This window comes from Thermogutta terrifontis, from assembly GCF_002277955.1.
Taxonomy (GTDB): domain Bacteria; phylum Planctomycetota; class Planctomycetia; order Pirellulales; family Thermoguttaceae; genus Thermogutta; species Thermogutta terrifontis.
Genome location: NZ_CP018477.1, coordinates 1056351 through 1074442 on the forward strand (window position 1 = coordinate 1056351; position 18092 = coordinate 1074442).

Here is an 18092-nt window from a genome sequence, read left to right on the forward strand (position 1 = left end):
CCGGCCGATTAAGGGTTTTCGCCTTGCGGTGAGGCCTTTTTGAGCGGCGGCGGAGACAGGGGCCAAATAACCAGCACGTCAGATTCCGGGAACGCGGAATTCCAGGAGGTTCTTCTGGCTTGAGCGCGGCGATCGGCCTCCGTCGGCCAGCCATCGCGAGCTACTCCGAGAAGTCCTGGAATCGCCAGACAGGGGCCTGTCAGTTCCGGGTGCACACGCGCGGATGCCTCCGTATCAGCCGGGAAGTAAATAAACGCGTCCTGCGTGCCGGGAACGCTCGGTATTACGAGAAGATAATCGGGGACCAGATCGGCCAGTTGATCGGGCAAATGTCCGTGGTCTATCTCGTATGCCCGCAAGGCCATCCGCAGGAGCGTCGCGCGGACTGTCACATCGATCGTCCGCTGATTGAGAAATTCATAATAGATATACGATTTGACCCAGGCCGGACTATCGCTGAGAAATTGCCCGATCCACATAGCGAGACTGCTGTCAGAAATCTCGGGCTGGGTGCCGGGCAAAATATCGTCGGCTTCATATTGCCGAGCAAAAGTGAGCCACTCAGAAAAAATCCGATCGATGCGCTTCTGGTAGGCTGCTTTTTCTCCGGGAAGATAAACAGCCCACTTCGGCCAGTGGGGTAAGCAAAACTCGTCCTGTGAGGACCGTTCTCTGAAAATAAGATCGCGCCAATAGCGATACATGAAGAGTATTCGCTCATCAAAGGGGATCCGCTCATTTTTCCATGTATCGTAAATTTCCCGTAAAGTCTGCCGAATATCGTGGGACGTTTGCCCCGGGGCATGGCACCATGCCCACACGGCGTCGGCCCACGCTCTCCAATCCCTTTGGGTTGCGGGACTGTAGCCAGTGAAGTCTGCCGCAAAAATCAGGGGCCGCGTCCGATGTCCCCGCAGCCGCAGGCACAGATCGGCCGTGAAGAAAATCCGCGCATACTCCAGATGATGATGCTCGATTGCCTGGTAGATCAGGCGTTCGAAGAAGGCATTGTGGAAAAAGCGGGAAGAGACCAGCTTGTCGTCCGCACTGAGGAGATTCTGGGTCGCTGAATCCTCAAACAGACACGCGACAAACGGGTCTGAATAAGGCGTCTTTGTGAGGTCCGCAAGCTGTTGCATAAAAGCCGAATTGTGCGAGACACGTGTCCATAGCTGCCGACTGTAGTCATCATCGGGACGTATATGATCGACGAATAACGAAGGGTTATACTCGGCGTCAAGCCGCTCGATTGTTGCCAGCACGGACATTGTGTGGAGCACGCCGGCCATTTGCGTATCGGCCTTGGCTGCCGAAGGTGATCCCTGTATGACCGTCATCGAGACCCGCAGCGCCTCGAATTTCGAACTTTGGGGACCTTGAATCAAGTACACGCGAAGTGCAGGCAGGAGAAACCACATCACTACGAGGGTCCACAAGATAGGACTGCGCACAATCGCGAACCAGCGGTTGTCGAGATGCCGTCGAAGCCACGGACGAAGGGATACCGTCGTTTGCGCCAGAACTCCAGCCGAAAACACCAGGAAGCGGATCACGAACGCCAGCCCCGGCCAGAGTTCGTCCCGGCCAACCGGAAAGAACTCGCCGGGAAGATACAGTCCCAAAAACAGCAAAAACCAGGCCACCACAAAGGCCTGAATAATATTGGGAGATGCCATGCCCGCGAGTTGCCCGGCTGCGTACCAGCCAATCGCAGAGATGACGTACGCCAGCCAGTCTGGAGACGGCCGAATATCTCGCGCCAGGAAAATGGATTGCCGGAAGCCTGAAAAGACCAAGTCGCAGAGTATCCCGGCGACACACCAGGCAATCAGCCATGGAAACGCCCATCGCTGCCGTGACCACCAGATCACGCGTGGCGGAATTGGTAATGCTGCGAGGAAGTTACGAGTCGAACCACCGCGATCGAAAATAAAAGTAGAAATGCCTGTCACCGCAATGGCCATCGGGGGAACGAGGATCAGGGCATACAGCGCGTACTTTTCGCACCATTCCCTGAAGGCATCAGGTGATAGCCACTGGGTACTCAGGGCGCTGATACATGTCAGAAGGAGTATGTACAGAAAGAGGATCATTTTAAGAAAATGCGCCCATCCGCCCAGGTGTCGCTCATGAAGCCACACCAGGTATCTCATGGGCGCGGCACTTAAATTCGGTATTGCAGGAGTTGACAAACGGGAGACGATCTGGCGAACCCGCAGGGGTGCCGAAAACCCTCCCAATCGAAGGAACAGAAGGCGGCTTTTCAGCCAGCGAAGCGGTTCGTCGGAACTTTTCAGCCACTTTCCCACGAGAATCGCATCAATCGTTAAAACACTGGCCACGGCAAGAAGACGGACCGGCAGCAACTGGCCCGACGACTCCCAGGTAAAAGTGCCGAACTTGGGTATAAACTGATCGGGAAAGAATACTTGCTCCAAGTTGTAAAAACCGGTGACAATAAAGATGTCAAGAACGTAGGCCACCGCCGCCCCCATCACAGCGGACCAGATCACACGCTGTACAAAGATCGAAAAAAGGAGCCCCCATACGAAGAACTCTCCCGCCAACCCCACCCAGAAAAGCACACTCAGGGAAATATCCCACTGCCATCGCTGAAACAGCGAAGAGTCGTTAGTCAGCGTTCCTGCGGCAGTAAGAATCACAAAGCCCATTAACAAGCAGACGGTCACTCCCCATAGAGCGACGATACTCACGGCAAGCACAATGCGCGAAGTTTTCACAGGGAGGGCACGGAGTAACGTGTCCGTCTTTCGTTCGGTTTCGCCTGCAAAGGCCATGGCGCCGAACGCCAGCGCGAATAAGGCGGCGCCCACAAACGGCACGACAGTTAGCGATTGGGTGGGGCGAGTATTTGCGGCGAAGAAAACGGCCAGCACGGAGGGAATTATTCCCAGGGCCAGCATGAGAAGCTGCGTCTCACGCCAGTATTTCCATGCCAGGGCAAGAGTTTCAAAGAGGAACTCATGTTGAAAGGCACCGGTGCCTTGACCAGAAGGGGCCTTCATGACACTTCCTCCGTCTGCTGAGAACTGATCGGTTGCGTTTCTCGGTTCATGTAGGCTGTGAAGATCTCTTCCAGCGAGCATGGGAAAGCATCGATTGAGCGAAGGCCGGAAATGGCTACCTGACGGATGGGTTCCGAGTCGCCTGGACTCCGCGCGATGATATGACACTCCAGTCCTTCGCGTGTCTGTTGTATGATTTCTAACGGAAAAGAGGTAAGAGTATTCAGAAAAGCGTTTAAAGATTGAGGATTGTCAAATATCAGCACCCACCGTCGGATTTCACGCTTGAGTTTCTCCACCTCGTCCACGAGAATCAACCGACCCTCCTTGAGAAAGCCCACAATATCGGTGACGCGCTCCACCTCGTGGACCTGGTGGCTGGCGAGAAATACGGTTTTTCCAGTGGCCGCGCGATCCACCATACTTTCCAGAAACTGCCGTCGGACAATCACGTCCAGGCCGGAAGTGGGCTCGTCGAGGATGAGGAGATCGGGATCGTGGCTGATGGCCAGGGCCAGCAGGACCATTGCCCGCATGCCTTTGGAGAGCTCTTTTATTTTCTTTTGGGGATCCAGTCCAAATTTTTTGATATGCTCCAGATAGGCAGTAAAATATCCCGCCGGATAAAACGCAGCACAGAACTGGCCGATTTCGTCCACACGCATCCACTCGTACAGGCCGGGCTGTTCAGGAACATAACCGACACGGCGACGGATCTCGAGCGACTCACGCTGGCAATCATATCCCAGAACTTCCGCTTTGCCGTCATCCGGGTCGAGCAGCCCCAGCAGAATCTTGATGAGCGTGGTCTTCCCGGCACCGTTCCTCCCCAGGAGTGCCCACACCACGCCGCGAGGAATCTCCAGCGACACCCCGCGGAGGGCTTCCACTTTTCTGAATCTCTTGGAAATGTTTTCCACGCGAATGACGGGATTCATGGCGTGTTCTCCTGCTGTGGCAGCGAGCGGAGCAGATCGCGCAGCATCCGCTCAAGTTGCCGGGGGGTGATTTGGGCCCGCAACGCCTCATCCACGACCTGCTTGAGGCGCTCATACACCCATCGTTCCCTCTCCTTGCGACAGCGCTCTGGGGCATCCTTCGCGACCGTCAGCCCCACGCCCCGCTGGGCGGTCAGGATTCCTTCGTCCTGAAGTTCACGATAAGCACGGGCTACGGTGTTCGGGTTGACGGCGAGCTGGCGGGCCATCTCGCGGACGGAAGGCGTCAGCTCTCCCGGCTGAAGTGCGCCCGACGCCACGGCAAATTTGATCTGTCGGGCAATCTGTTCGTAAATCGGGGTGGCGTCAGCCGGGTCCACGCGGACGTACATGTGTTTGTCTCCTGTACTAGCTCACTAGTACAGTATATCGCTCGGCCGCGGCTTGTCAAGTGCTTTGCGGCCAAAAATGCGAGGCGAGTTTCGACGGTTCCCGCCGGCTGGTGGCTGACGATTCATTCGGTCACAATATCACCTGTGACTTTCGTCCCTGCCAGCAAATGGAGACGGTCTACCATGTTCAATCAGACACCGCGTCATTGTTGCGGCAGATCGCTCGGGTTAGTATTGCTTGCGGGAATTTTGACACTCACAAGCGGCACAGGCTGGACGCTTACACTGGCCGCTGAAGAGGAGTTTGTCGGGCCGTGCCCAAGTTGGCTGGATGTACGCCGGGACTTCGGAGCGGTGGGTGACGGAATCGCCGATGACACAGCGGCCATCCAGCAGGCGCTGGATGCGATCCGCAGCCACCAGCAGGCGTCCGTGCTGTATTTCCCCGCGGGGACTTACCGTTTGACTCGCCCCCTCAAAACTGTTCGCCAGGCCCACACGGATAATATGGTCTCCCTGGTCGGCGAGACTCCCGAGAAAACGGTTCTTTTGTGGGACGGGCCCGAAGGCGAGACGATGCTCCAATGGGACGCATGGTATTCAAAGATTTCGCGGATGACGTTCGATGGCCGTGGTCGGGCCGGCGTTTGTTTGTTTTACGGGCCTTCTTTCTCCACATATAACGAAACAAGCGACCTTATATTCCGCGATGCCCAAAATGGACTTGTATTTGGTGGCCCGCAAACCGCCGGCCAGGCCGAAAATGAAGTCCTCCGCTGCCGGTTTCTGCGATGTGAAACGGGTATTCAGGCAGTCAACTGGAATTCGATGGATATTTGGGTGTGGTACTGCTGGTTCGAAGATTGTGGGCGATCCATCCATAACGTGATGGGTAACTGGCATGCGTGGCACAATGTTTTTATTCGCTCTCGTGTATCGGACGTCAGTATCGCTAATCTCATGGTCTTTTCGGTAGTGAATAACGTAAGTGTAGGATCGCGTTGTTTTCTGGATTTTTCCAGTGGACACACCTGGGGGTCGCCTACCAGTATCACCGGCAACAGGATTGTCGATCCAACAGGTGACTGCGCCATGGTGTTGGACAACGCCGGACCGTATTTGGTGGTGGATAATCAATTTCGAATTCGGCCGAATACTCGCGCGATCAGAATGACCTGGGCTGACCAAACCTTGGTTGGAAACGCGTACACACAGGACGACGCCGTCGAGGAACGCGGACGCTTCCGGCGGATCGCCGAACGGGTTGTCTCGCCCGATCAGATTTCGGATGCTCTACCAGAACTTCCATCGGTCCCACCAAGGAAGACTCGCCGAATCATCGAAGTGCCGCCCAACGCCAGTGCGGAAGATATCCAAAAGGCCATTGATCAAGCGGCACAGATGGTCGGGGAACGGCCCGTGGTTCATATTCCCATGGGAGTTTATCAGATTGACCGCACCCTGGTTATTCCCCCTGGGGCCGACCTCCAGTTAGTCGGTGATGGTGCCAGTGAGGTTGCCACACGGTTGGTGTGGACTGGGTCGCCGGATGGTTGTCTTGTCCACATCGCGGGGCCCGGACAGGTGTCGCTGCAGGATCTTCACTTAAATGGTGGCCGGGCCTCAGCGCTGCTTGTAGAGTTGCCGGATGACGCCAATTCTCGCCTGCTGGCCGATCAGCTTAACGTGACCGGTTCATCGTCCATCCACGAGGACGATCTACCCGTGGCCCTGCGTGTGGAAGGGGTGGGCGAGGCCACAGTTCAGTTCCGCGCGTTCCAGGGCAGCGGTCAGGCGGGTCGGTGGGTTCAGGTGATTGGCAACAATCGGGAGCCACGTGTTCCGGTCGCCATTTTCACGGGTGCCACCGGGTCCGCAGTTGGACAGTACGAGGTCCGCAACGGAGGTGCGCTCGTTGTGCGAAGTATTTATCATGAGCGAAGTTCCGACGCCCTTTGTGGGCTCCATCTTTCCGAAAGCGGTAACCTCTCCATCGACGCCACCCGGTTTTCTTATGCGACGAGTCCAAGTGCACCGACCGTCCTGGCGGAAAATTTTCGCGGGCTGTGCACGCTGGCAACCTGTCTTTTCATGCCGGTTGCAACTGAAGACCCCTGTCGCATCGAGATCCGGGGCGACGGGAGCCACACGAGCGTGCTGGCATTGAATAATCAGTTTTGGGTGATCAAACCGCCGGCAACCAGCGAGACGATCTGGCTCAATCGCGCTCAGCCGCCGGCACAGGGCGGCCTGGTGGGATGCAATATCAATACCAACAACAAAACAGTGGCTGCCAAAGGCTTCGAATTTCTCCGGAATTTGCCGGACCATCCCGATCCTGCCCGCTCACCCCGCGGCGCATCTCCCCTCCAGGACCGTGGCGCTGTGAGTGACGAAACGATTGTGCGGCACCTTCGGTTGCTCCGCGAAACGGTCCCCGTTTATCCGGAAAAGGTGAGCGAGGGCACAGAGATCGTCATTCGCCGGGTGATCGCCACCAGTCAGGGAAAGCTGACGGTATGGATCCGCGGCAAAAAATAAATACTGACCGGCAGTGTATTCAAAAATCGAATAACGTCCCCGAAGTATTTCTATGCCATGTATCCGTTTGTCAATTTTTGTTGTTGGGGAAAGTAAAATAATGCGATATTCTGTGAAAAACCATCATCGGCGGCGCGAGGGGATTGCCGGGGTAAGCTGCCGGGATTCTTGCAGGTCCCTGATCCACTGCTCGACGAGCGACACGGCACGTTCATCCGTTCGGTTGGTAGCCAGCGGTGGCATTTGACGGGGGCCCCGCAGCCGGAGACGGTGCCACAGTTCGCTGGCCTCAGGGTTGCCCGGTCGAACGATTTTGCTTCCCTGCGGTCCCACCTGACCCTGTCCAGGATTCACACCAATCAGTTGCGCCTTTTCCAGCGGTGTGTGATAGCGGAAGTCAGGACGGTTGACGATACCGTCCGGGACGTGGCACATGGCGCAGTTAGCATCAAGGTACGCCCGAACAAGCTCCTGACGCTGTCCGGCTTTGGCCGTTGAAGCCGTGAACCAGTCCGGATAAGCATCCCACGACTCCGGCGCACCTTGTGGTGGGTTGGCAAAAACACCCAGCGCTCGCCACAGGGCGATCTGGTTGGGGCGTTCCCGACCTTCTACGAGCGCTTCCATCTTCCCATGATCGGCTTCATTGGACGATGAAACGCTCTCGCTCGTCGCCTTTACCGAAGAATAGGAATATGAACCCGGAATAACTGGCCGATTGAGCTGCCGGGTGTTTAGGCCCAGCACAAATCCCGCGGCGGGAGTATGACAGGCCATGCAATCCGAGCGACTTGGGAAATACCATGAGAATGTTTCCCGGCCAGTTGGCGTTGCCGCGGAAACCTCCACTGTTTTTGCACCGTCTAAAAGCTCGGCATCTGTTTGAGCATCGTTCCAAACATAGGTGTATCCCTGCCAGCCCTCGGGACTGCGGACCAACAGGCGGGTTTCCAGACGCCGCCACTGCCGGGGGTCAGCCAGCTCTGCCGCTGAGATCTCTCGCGGTGAGCGACTGGCGGCGGTAGCACTGGCGGGAAGAAAGAATGTCTTCACCAGCACTGTGCCCTCGGGAAATTGCCAGTGACCTTTTTCACTAAAAGTAACGCTTTGACCTCGCGGCAGCGCAAGAAAGCGCTGTTTCATCGCGCCGTCGGACCACAGCGGTACGTTGACATCGTACGGCAGCAGCCCTTCGGAGGGTACCAAACCTGCTGGGTCGGTGAACAGTCCCGTCTCTGACAGCTTTTTGGGAAAGGCCGCGGCGATGGCCGAGAGGTTGCCCGACCGCTTTCGGAATCGATACACATAGCCGTCAAACGCCGTAAAGTACAATTCCCCTTCCGCGTCCTCACCGAAAGAGCTGATATTGAGGCCCGTCCGTGCGACCTTGCGGTTTTCGATGACTCGCTTGTTTTCATCCAGCCGAAGAATCCAGACATTTCCTGTAACATAGTCCCCGTAAAAATATGCGCCGTAAAACTCCGGAAGACGCTGCCCACGATAGACACGGCCACCTGTTACCGACATCCCCTCGTGGCGGAAATACTCCACAAGCGGATCGATGAGAACATCGCCGGTTTGAGGAGCGTTCGGCTCAAACGGGTGGAACCCCTCGCGGATTTTCCACCCGTAGTTACCGCCACGCACGATGAGGTCCACCTCTTCATACCGGTTCTGTCCCACATCACCGGCAAAGAGGTCGCCGGTGACCCGGTCAAAGGCCAGCCGCCACACATTGCGTAAACCATAAGCCCAAATCTCTCCCCGGGTGCCATCGGTTCGTCCGGCAAACGGGTTGTCTTTAGGGATGGCGTAAGCCAGGCCGGGGTCGCGTCGGTCCACATCGATGCGGAGGATTTTCCCCAGCAAGGTTTTCAAATCCTGGCCGGCGCCAAGCGGATCATTCGCCGAGCCCCCGTCGCCCATTCCGATATACAGATATCCATCCGGTCCGAATTCAATGCTGCCCCCATTGTGGTTGCCGAAAGGTTGCGGAATGTGCATGAGAACTTCTTCAGAGGAACGGTCCGCTCGATTGGGATCATCTCGCGAGACACGGAAGCGGGACACAATCGAGGCCCGAGGACGCGTCGAGTAATAAACGAAGAATTCTCCATTCTCTTTGAATCGTGGATGGAAGGCCAACCCGAGGAGGCCCTCCTCGTTGTGGTCACGCGAAACCACATCTCGGATATCCAGAAAGACGGTGGTGTGATCCACATCGGGCCGATTGGGAAAAACGTGAATCAGACCGGCCTGTTCCACAACGAACAGGCGACCGGACCCATCCCCGGCATATGTCACCTGTACAGGGCGATCAAAGCGCAGGCGGGGAAACGCGCGTTCGGGCTCCAGGGGCAATGGATCCGGCGAGCCCATCAACCGGCTTGTATCGATGCCCTTGAAAACCACAGGCTGGACAGGCAAAGGATTAACCTCTGTAGAATTCACCGAACTGGAAAGACAGCCTCCGATCACAAGAGTAAGATAGAAATATCGCCTTGAGGCAATAGAAATCATCTGTACTATCCTAGGGAAAACCGTGCGACTGATCATTCCAACCTCCACGCCTTGTCTCGGGAAAACGAAGCAACTATTACGCGACCGGCCGTCGGCTTGGAGATCACTCCAAAATGCAGTGAACCCCAGCGCCGAGTACCGTCATTGTACAGAGGTAGGTCAAGCAGCAATTGCGCGGAATGTTTAGCGATACGTTCGAATCGCTCGATGGGGTGGGGCGTGGTCGCAGCGAAATTCGATTGGTCAAACGGTCACAAGGAAAAGAACGTTTCGGCTTCGCTCGTGGCGACGCCGCACAACGGCGAAGCGGGGACAATTTTTTAGTACCAACCCCCTACATCGAATGGTGGCCACGCCATATATCCTGGACCATCCTCGTCCGGGCGCCTGAGGTTTGCTGATTTTTAAGGAAGGCATAAGGCGGGCATTAGCGTTTTGTTCAAAGCCGGAAGGAAGTTCTCTCGAATTGCCGAATTGATCGTCCCATCTGCCCCGCTGGTTGAGCCTGCCTGGGGAGTAGCTCATAATGTGTCTCGCGAGGATTGTGTTGCGCGTGGGGGGCAGAGAGAAGGCGCTCCGGGTGTCCGACGTGCAACTTCTGGTTTGGATGCCGTTCAGTCCGATCGCGCCAGTGGGAAGTCGTCCAGGTTTTTCGGAGCAAGGAACCATCATGAAAAGACTGCGCTGGTGCCTCTTTTGGGGTGTCGTTTTCTCGGTTTTCGCGACAGTGCTTGCACAGTCGCGAACGCTTGAGGAGGGTTGGGAATCGCCGCCGCGCGAAGCCCGTCTGCGGGCTTACTGGTGGTGGCTCAACGGATGTGTCACCCGCGAGGCAATCACGCGCGATCTGGAGGAGATGAAGGCCAAGGGTTTCGGTGGGGCGCTCGTTTGCGATGCGGATGGCTCGAGTCAGGACGGCAACGAGCGAGCCCCCCACGGTCCCGACTTTTTCTCGCCCGAGTGGCGAGAATTATTCAGGCACACCTTACGGGAAGCCGATCGGCTGGGGCTGGAAATAAGCCTCAATATTCAGAGTGGCTGGAACCTTGGCGGACCCGTGGTGCCTGCCGAGGACGCAACCAAGAAACTCGTCTGGTCAGAGTTGCGTGTTTCCGGACCCGCAATTTTCCGGCAAAAACTCCCACAGCCGGCTTCGCGTGACGGCTACTATCGCGACGCCATCGTCGTTGCCTACCCTGTGAAACCCCCAGCCAACAATACGATCGACGTGCGGATCTCGGCGTCGTCAGCTCAACCAAGCCATCCGGTGGAAGATCTTGTCGATAATAACCCTGAGACGTTTTGGGTTTCTGCGGGTAACCAGCCTGGAAAGGGGCCGTCACCGGATCACCCGGAGTGGATTGAATTCAGATTCACCAGTCCGGTGAAGATCGAGAGGTTGCTTCTCCGACCGCGGCCGATGTATGGGCCCCATGCGTGTCGGCTGGATGTATCGCGAGATGGCCGTGAGTTTCGGCCTGTGGGCGAATTTACGCTCGAGAATCCGCGGGAGGATTTCACATGGTCCACTGAGCCGGTGGAGGGACTGGTTTTTCGGCTCGTCATTCTGGGAGCGTATGATCGGGGATCCCTCGAGAAACCGCGGAATGTGCAGATTTGTGAACTGCGGCTTTCGGGTGCAGGGCAGCAATGGCCGCAACAGTCAACCCGTCGCCCCATTCGCAATTGGGCCGAGAAGGCCGGTTACAGACCACTCCATTTTTCCGCCCCGGATACCACACCACTTTTGGAGGAGGACGAGCCCATCCCCGGGGAAGAAGATACAACGCCGGACCAAGTCCTCGACCTGACGGACAAGCTGGCCGAGGATGGCACCCTGACCTGGCAGGTTCCGGAGGGCACGTGGGAGATCCTGCGTTTTGGGTATACCATTGGAGATCGCGCCTATGTGTCCACGTGCAGTGAGGGATGGGAAGGTTATGCCTTGGATGTGCTGGATGCCGGGGCTTTTCAACGTTACTGGGATCGAGTTGTGGAGGTCCTGCTGGCCGACGCAGGTCCGTATAAAGGCAGAACGCTGAAGTATCTTCACACCGATAGCTGGGAGATTGAACCATTCAACTGGACGCCCACGCTGCCCGAAGAGTTTGAGCGACGACGGGGATATTCGATCACGCCCTGGATGCCCGTCCTGGCAGGTCGGATTGTGGGAGACCGTCGCGCCAGTCATCGTTTTCTCTATGATTTTCGCCGCACAGTGGGTGATCTGGTGATTGACCATCATTATCGGCCGTTCCGAGACAATGCCCATAAGCATGGCCTGGAAATCCATCCCGAATCCGGTGGCCCTCACGCCGTGCCCATCGATGCCCAGCAATGTTTGGGGTTCAACGACGTACCGATGTCCGAGTTCTGGGCATGGTCATGGCGTCACCGAATCGGGGATGCCAACCGTTTCTTCGTCAAACAACCGGCCTCGGCCGCGCACACCTACGGACGGCGTCTCGTGGCGGCCGAAGGATTCACGACCATCGGCCCACACTGGCAGGAGACGCTCTGGGATAATCTCAAACCCTCGTTTGACAAGGCCTGCTGCGAGGGATTCAACCTGCTCTTCTGGCATGCGTTTGTGTGTTCACCCCAGGAGCACGGATTGCCGGGACTTCAATATTTTGCCGGGACGCACCTCAACCCGAACGTCACCTGGTGGGCAAAGTCCAAACCCTTCTTCGACTACATCAATCGCTGCCAGTTCATGCTTCAGCAGGGGCTGTTTGTGGCAGATGTTTGTTACTATTACGGCGATCACGTGCCCAACTTTGCCCAGCACAAGCGATCAGATCCGGCCAGAATCTTGCCCGGGTATGATTACGATGTCATCACGGCAGAAGCGCTGCTGACACGGGCGAGAGTAGAGGCAGGCCGCATCGTCCTTCCTGACGGGATGAGCTATCGGCTGCTGGTTTTACCCTCACACGGTGTGATTTCTCTCCCTGTACTCCGCAAAGTGGCGGATTTGGCGCAGGCCGGTGCTGTGATCGTGGGACCCAGGCCGAAAGAATCTCCCAGTCTCAGCGATGATGAATCGGAGCACCGGCGGCTGGTGGCCGAACTCTGGGATAAAGGAAAAGTCATTTCCGACCGGACGGCACGCGAGGTTCTTCAGACCCTCGGCATACCCCCAGACTGTGAGTTTGTGGGGGGAGATCCGGAGTCGGATCTGGACTACATCCATCGCCGGGCCGGGGAAGTGGATATCTATTTCGTGGCGAACCGCAATCCGCGTCCGGAGCAGGTTACCGCCATATTCCGGGTGAGCGGAAAAGCCCCCGAATTGTGGAACGCGGTCACCGGGGAACGGCAATTCGCGCGAGTGTACACGGAGCATGAAGGCCGCACATCCGTTCCGCTAAATTTTGGACCCTGCGGCTCCTGGTTCGTCATCTTTCGCGAGCCGACTTCCCGCCATCCGGCGGAGAGAGGTCCGGCTTTTCCGCAGTGGAACGCACTCGCCAAGATCGCCGGGCCCTGGCGGGTGAGCTTCGATCCCAAATGGGGCGGTCCCGGCACGGTGATTTTTGAAAAGCTCGACAGTTGGACGGAGCACTCGGAACCGGGCATCCGTTATTACTCGGGCACGGCCATATATGAGAACGAGTTCGAGGTCCCGGAGTCCTGGATGACGACGGAGGCATGCCAGCTCTGGCTTGATCTGGGATCGGTCCGCGAGCTTGCGGAGGTTTTCGTCAATGGTCGCTCCTGTGGGGTTGTGTGGGCGCCGCCTTTCCGTGTGGATATTGGCGGGGCGATCCGGGCGGGAAAGAATCGCTTGCGCATCGAGGTTGTGAACTTCTGGCCGAACCGGATTATCGGAGATGCTTCCCTGCCCGCGGAAAAACGCCTGACTCGCACGAATATCCGAAAATTGACGGCGGACACCAAGTTGATGCCTTCGGGGCTTTTCGGCCCGGTGCAAATCGGACGGTTGCAGTAGCCGTGCGGCTTGAAGGCAATCCCCACATACCGATACAAATTCCCATCGCCGCCGTTAAAGCCGATCGGGTCTTCGCTCAGCCAGCGGCCGACCGAAGCATCGTACCAGCGGTTGAGGTTGTTCTGAAGTCGCGTGTCACTATCAAATGGTCTACCCGTGAATAAGAAGAGACTATCGATCGTCGGATTACTCTCCGACGTGACCCGGCCGAAGGCGTCGTAGATGAGGTGGTTGACCACGGTGGTCATGTCGCTGCCCGGATCATACTTGGCGATGTCCCGGACCGTGTTCAGGTGGTCCGTCAAAGTCCACTGTACGGTTTCGTCAGCCCCGTTGTCAACATTTTCCTCGGCTAAAATCTGATCCACCGCCGGGCCCCAGACGTAACGCTCGCGCAGCTGGCCTACCTGCATGTCGCCCGAGTTGGTACGCCAGAAATCCATGACGATCTGGTTGCCATCATAGATGAAGATCCGCCGCTGCTCGGCGTGGCCGTCACCGTCGTCGTCGAGCCGCTTGTAAACCCAGCGGTTGGCATAGTCGTAGGCGTACTCAATCACATGATCGACCGCCGCAGCGTAGCTGGATCGGTGCTCCACCTTGGTGAGCCGGTTGCGGTGGTCCCAGGTGTACTGGGTGATGTCGGTGTCACCCGCGTCGAGCTGGCCATTGGCGTCGGCGTCGATGAAGCGGTGCGTGCGGTTGCCTACGGCGAAAACACAATACTAGCACCATTCTGAACTAAAGGCGGCTCGCTGCGCACACGTCCAGTGGTCGAGTAACTCAACAATTGTCACTTCCTCGGCTACCGGCTTCTTATTCTACTGACTTGGAGCAACCATACCAAGAAATAGGGAGCGCCCGCAGTCAGTCCAGCAATGCCACCCACGGCAAGATGATACAGTAATGCATATGAACGGTCGAGCGGGTGAATGCCTATGAAGTTGAGCCAAAGCACGTACGACAGAGCACCAACAACGGGTCCAGCCAGGGAGGCCCCAAGTGCGATCCTAAGATACGCTCCAGTGTACGCTTTTCTCATATTGCCATGTGAGGCTGCTTCATTGTCAGCAATGCTCTTACCGTTCAACATACCACTTGGCCGGGCACACAGGACAATAACCCACACACCGCCCCCGCAAACTGCGCCGGAAAACGCTGCGAGAGGACCGGCTTTGACATTCAGTTTGGCTAAGTAACACCCAATAATCGCACTAATGACGCCACATCCAATGCATACTGCCCCAAGTAGTGCTCCTCTGGCACGCAGAACCGACGCCCAGATTGAAGTCACCAGCAGAGAGCAGATCACTGCCAAGCCGATGGCGATTAGTGCCGATGCTCCATACGATTGAACAAGGATGGCCACAACGGCGATCAAGGCCCCAGCCGCCAAAATTGTTGAAAGGGCGCGGGAACTTCCTGGGCTCATCCTGTTGACTCCTATTCGGGTTGTACACCGTCGGGAATGTCTTCGGGGAAGAATATGTGGTCATCACCTCCCCATGCACCGTTATCGGCGTAGATCACTGTCCCATCAGCAAGTTCGATCATGTAGGTGCAATGCCTCGAAGACAATATGCCGCCTTCTAGCCTAAAGGTTTGCAGCCTCGCGTTCTGGATGCACGGATTCGCCAGCCCAAAGTTATCGAGCCGGCGTTCCAAATCGAAGACCCACCGCTGACAAGTATCGGGCCCCAAAGGATACCCAAAGATATTCAGGAGCCAAACATCGTGAACAGCATTCAGAAATTTAGCCATTGTCTGTTCACAGCATCGAGCAGAACATTCTTTCGCCTTGGCCTGAATAGATGAGCAGATACTGCGGATCTTGGCCTGGTCAGACGAAACGCTGAGCACACGGTATAAACGACCCAATTTAATAGCACACGGATCGCCGCCCCTCCATGTGTCGGGAACGTGTATCCACTTGTCGAGACCAAGTGCTTTGTTGCCACAATGAACGAGCTTGAGTGCGTTTGGATCAGCGGCCTCAGTCGGCGCATTCCCCACGTAGCGGTAGAGGCTTGCGTCGCCGCCGCTAAAGCCGATCGGGTCCTCGCTCAGCCAGCGGCCGACACGAGCATCGTACCAGCGGTTGAGGTTGTTTTGAAGTTGCGTGTCACTATCGAAGGGTCGGGCCGTGAATAAAAAGAGACTATCCACCGCGGAGTTACTCTCCGACGTCACCTTGCCGAAGGCGTCGTGGATGAGATGGTTGACCACGGTGGTCGCCCCCGTTTGCGGGGGAACTCGGCAATATCCTAAAGCGTGTTCAAGTAAGCAGTCAACCCCTGATGGATATGTTCGTCCAACGGTTATAATCCAAATCCCTACCATCCGCTGAAGTGCATCCTTGTGGACGCACGTTACGGCGCATTCGATCTCGATCTCAATGTGTGACTAACGCGCTCGAGGTGAAGGTCTTTTAAGTAAACATCCGCTGCCTATAACTATTCCCAGGAAAAACACAAAGCCGAAGGCCAGCGCGAACAGGACCATGTTCGCAACCATCACCAGGATAACCATACCCAGGGGCGCTGAATAGCAGATCCACTCTCCCTGCTCAAGGGACCAGGCCCCTACCGGAAATGGAAATCCTATTACGCGCAGTTTGGCGAAAGGCTGATACTCCCACTGGGTAGTAATGTATCCAACCGCGAGTCCAGTTAGCGCGATGGCGTAGTAAGATACTAACAGAATACGTAAAGAAATCTTTCTCGCCATTCGAAAAAACAGGAAACAACCAAGCAGAACAACTGATACAAGGATAACCACTCCCATTTGCACCATTCTCCATTTGTGAAATCCTGGTTTGGGGTTACGCCTCAATTTGTAGACCGCAGCCATGGACTGCATCGTAGGCCCAAGCGCAGCAATTGTAGCCTATCGAGGAGTAAGGCTTTCGCATCGGGGTCTGAGCGATGCACGCCCGAATATCATCATCCGATACCGACAACGCCACCTTCCCGGCTGCGGGGCCATAAGAAAGGATTCCATTGGATTTCACTAACTTTTTGCACCCATCTGGCCGAAAGGCCATCTCTTTGGAAGGAAGTGTGCCCGGACCTCCCCCGGCAATCCCCCACCCTTGTGTACCGGGTAGCGGATGCCCAGCCTCGTCCACGCCGCCCGCCTGTATATAGCAATGGGCCGAGAATATCGCGTTGATGATGCCAATAAAGAAGTCGATACAGCAGTCGCCTGAGTTTTGGATCTTGCGCCAGCAAAGATAAAAATCGGGTTTCCTACCAGGAGGTTCAAATGGCTTTCCAAGGTTTGGATTGTAACCTTGCCCATTCTCTCCAATTGGGTCACGGCGTGAGACAGGGGAGTTCCCCACATACCGGTACAAATTCCCATCGCCGCCCGCGAAGCCGATGGGGTCCTCGCTCAGCCAGCGGCCGACAGAAGCTTCATACCAGCGGTTGAGATTGTTTTGAAGTTGGGTGTCACTATCGAAGGGTCGGGCTGTGAATAAAAAGAGACTATCAATCGCCGGATGACTCTCCGGCGTCACCTTACCGAAGGCGTCGTAGATGAGGTGATTGACCACGGTGGTCATGTCGCTGCCCGAATCGTACTTGGCAATGTCCCGAACCGTGTTCAAGTGGTCCGTCAAGGTCCACTGTACGGTTTCGTCAGCCCCGTTGTCAACATTTTCCTCAGCCAAAATCTGGTCCACCGCTGGACCCCAGAGATAACGCCATTCCAGATCACCTGTTTGAACCAGCCCGGAGCCCGTCCACCGAAAGTCCATCACCACCTGGTTGCCATCATAGGCCAGGTTCTGTTTCTGTTCGTAGTCGCCGTCCCCGTTGAGGTCGGCCAGCTTCCGGACCATACGGTTCTGGAAGTCGTACCAGTAACGCACCACCCAATCCACGGCCGCCCCATAGCTGGGCCGATGCGACACCTTCGTCAGCCGGTTGCGGTGGTCCCAGGTGTACTGGGTGATGTCGGTGTCGCCCGCATCGAGCTGCCCATTGGCGTTGGCGTCGATGAACCGGTGCGTGCGGTTCCCCTCGGCATCGTAGAGATAGCGGTAGGTGCCGTCGGAAAGAAGCCGGTTGTTGGTGCCGGTGGTGTAAGTGCTGCCATTGGCGGTGACGCGGTTGCCGTTGGCGTCGTACTGGTAGCTTTCGTCGCTCTGATAGTCGTAGTCGGCGGCGGTGAGCTGGCCTCGACGATGGGCAGCAAGGGCCGCCTCGAAGAGTTTTTCCGTGTCGGCCGACGGCCAGGGACTCCCCGCTGCGCCCTCGCCGCACCCCCATTCTGCCCTCAACCGCGTCCCTTTTTGCCCACCAACCATTGAACCCCGCTCCGATTTTAGAAAGGTGCCCGTTAGGGCCAGAAATTCGTCAGCAAGCTTAAATGTGTGTGTTGTCAAGCCCCTCCAAGGAGTTATGTCGGTGTTCCATCTGGGGGATCAGGTTGCCCTCAGCCAACGCTGAACAGAGTTGAGGCTGGAGAAAGTTTCTTTTAAGGTGCCCGGCCGGTCGGTCTGGAAATCCCTTGACAGTCTTGAGATGCCCCTCCGCGCTGGCCTGCCGGCTCATTCCACGCGATTGCCGAATAAATTACGGTCCTGCTAGGGCAGGGTTGGAAAGCGAACCTCGGCCCACGCAAAACCCTTGCCCCTGACCCTCTTCGCACGGCGATCGCCGGTATTGCATGTCGGGGGGCAAGTCATGGACAGCGCCCTGGGAGCAAAAAGCGT

9 protein-coding genes and 1 pseudogene are annotated in these 18092 nt (G+C 56.7%); 3 read left to right on the top strand and 7 right to left on the bottom strand.

Annotation, left to right across the window (positions count from 1 at the left end):
- Positions 1-8 precede the first annotated feature (8 nt).
- Genes THTE_RS03910 through THTE_RS03920 form a run of 3 tightly spaced genes read right to left on the bottom strand, consistent with a single transcriptional unit; the run spans position 9 to position 4356 of the window.
- Positions 9-3026: a hypothetical protein gene (locus THTE_RS03910; RefSeq protein ID WP_095414201.1), complete on the bottom strand. Its 3018-nt coding sequence runs from the start codon at positions 3024-3026 to the stop codon at positions 9-11.
- The gene (locus tag THTE_RS03915; RefSeq protein WP_095414202.1) at positions 3023-3964 is read right to left on the bottom strand and encodes an ABC transporter ATP-binding protein; all 942 of its coding nucleotides are present in this window, start codon (positions 3962-3964) and stop codon (positions 3023-3025) included. The genes THTE_RS03910 and THTE_RS03915 overlap by 4 nt, the downstream gene beginning before the upstream one ends.
- Entirely contained in the window at positions 3961-4356 is a 396-nt protein-coding gene (locus tag THTE_RS03920; protein WP_095414203.1) for a GntR family transcriptional regulator, read from the bottom strand. Before THTE_RS03920 ends, THTE_RS03915 begins: the two co-directional genes overlap by 4 nt.
- A 183-nt stretch (positions 4357-4539) precedes the next feature.
- On the opposite strand from THTE_RS03920, the gene THTE_RS03925 reads away from it, so the two are divergent.
- The gene (locus THTE_RS03925) at positions 4540-6897 is read left to right on the top strand and encodes a glycosyl hydrolase family 28-related protein (protein WP_095414204.1); all 2358 of its coding nucleotides are present in this window, start codon (positions 4540-4542) and stop codon (positions 6895-6897) included.
- Positions 6898-7020: 123 nt separating this feature from the next.
- On the opposite strand, the gene THTE_RS03930 is transcribed toward THTE_RS03925, so the two are convergent.
- The gene (locus THTE_RS03930) at positions 7021-9417 is read right to left on the bottom strand and encodes a PQQ-dependent sugar dehydrogenase (RefSeq protein WP_157731702.1); all 2397 of its coding nucleotides are present in this window, start codon (positions 9415-9417) and stop codon (positions 7021-7023) included.
- Between the two features lie 526 nt (positions 9418-9943).
- Here THTE_RS03930 and THTE_RS03935 point away from each other — a divergent pair.
- The gene (locus THTE_RS03935; protein ID WP_095414206.1) at positions 9944-13372 is read left to right on the top strand and encodes a glycosyl hydrolase; all 3429 of its coding nucleotides are present in this window, start codon (positions 9944-9946) and stop codon (positions 13370-13372) included.
- 32 nt (positions 13373-13404) lie between these two features.
- Here THTE_RS03935 and THTE_RS18615 read toward each other — a convergent pair.
- A pseudogene (locus THTE_RS18615) lies at positions 13405-13815 on the bottom strand (RHS repeat-associated core domain-containing protein); the annotation flags it as partial.
- 117 nt (positions 13816-13932) lie between these two features.
- Here THTE_RS18615 and THTE_RS18185 point away from each other — a divergent pair.
- Positions 13933-14112, top strand: a complete 180-nt coding sequence (locus tag THTE_RS18185; RefSeq protein WP_095414208.1) for a hypothetical protein — start codon at positions 13933-13935, stop codon at positions 14110-14112.
- A 703-nt stretch (positions 14113-14815) separates the two neighbouring features.
- Here the strand turns inward: THTE_RS18185 and THTE_RS03955 are convergent.
- Positions 14816-15598 carry an RHS repeat domain-containing protein gene (locus THTE_RS03955; RefSeq protein ID WP_157731706.1) on the bottom strand — a complete coding sequence of 261 codons (783 nt, stop codon included), beginning with the start codon at positions 15596-15598 and terminating at the stop codon, positions 14816-14818.
- Between the two features lie 595 nt (positions 15599-16193).
- Positions 16194-17684: an RHS repeat domain-containing protein gene (locus tag THTE_RS03965; RefSeq protein WP_095414212.1), complete on the bottom strand. Its 1491-nt coding sequence runs from the start codon at positions 17682-17684 to the stop codon at positions 16194-16196.
- Positions 17685-18092: the final 408 nt, after the last annotated feature.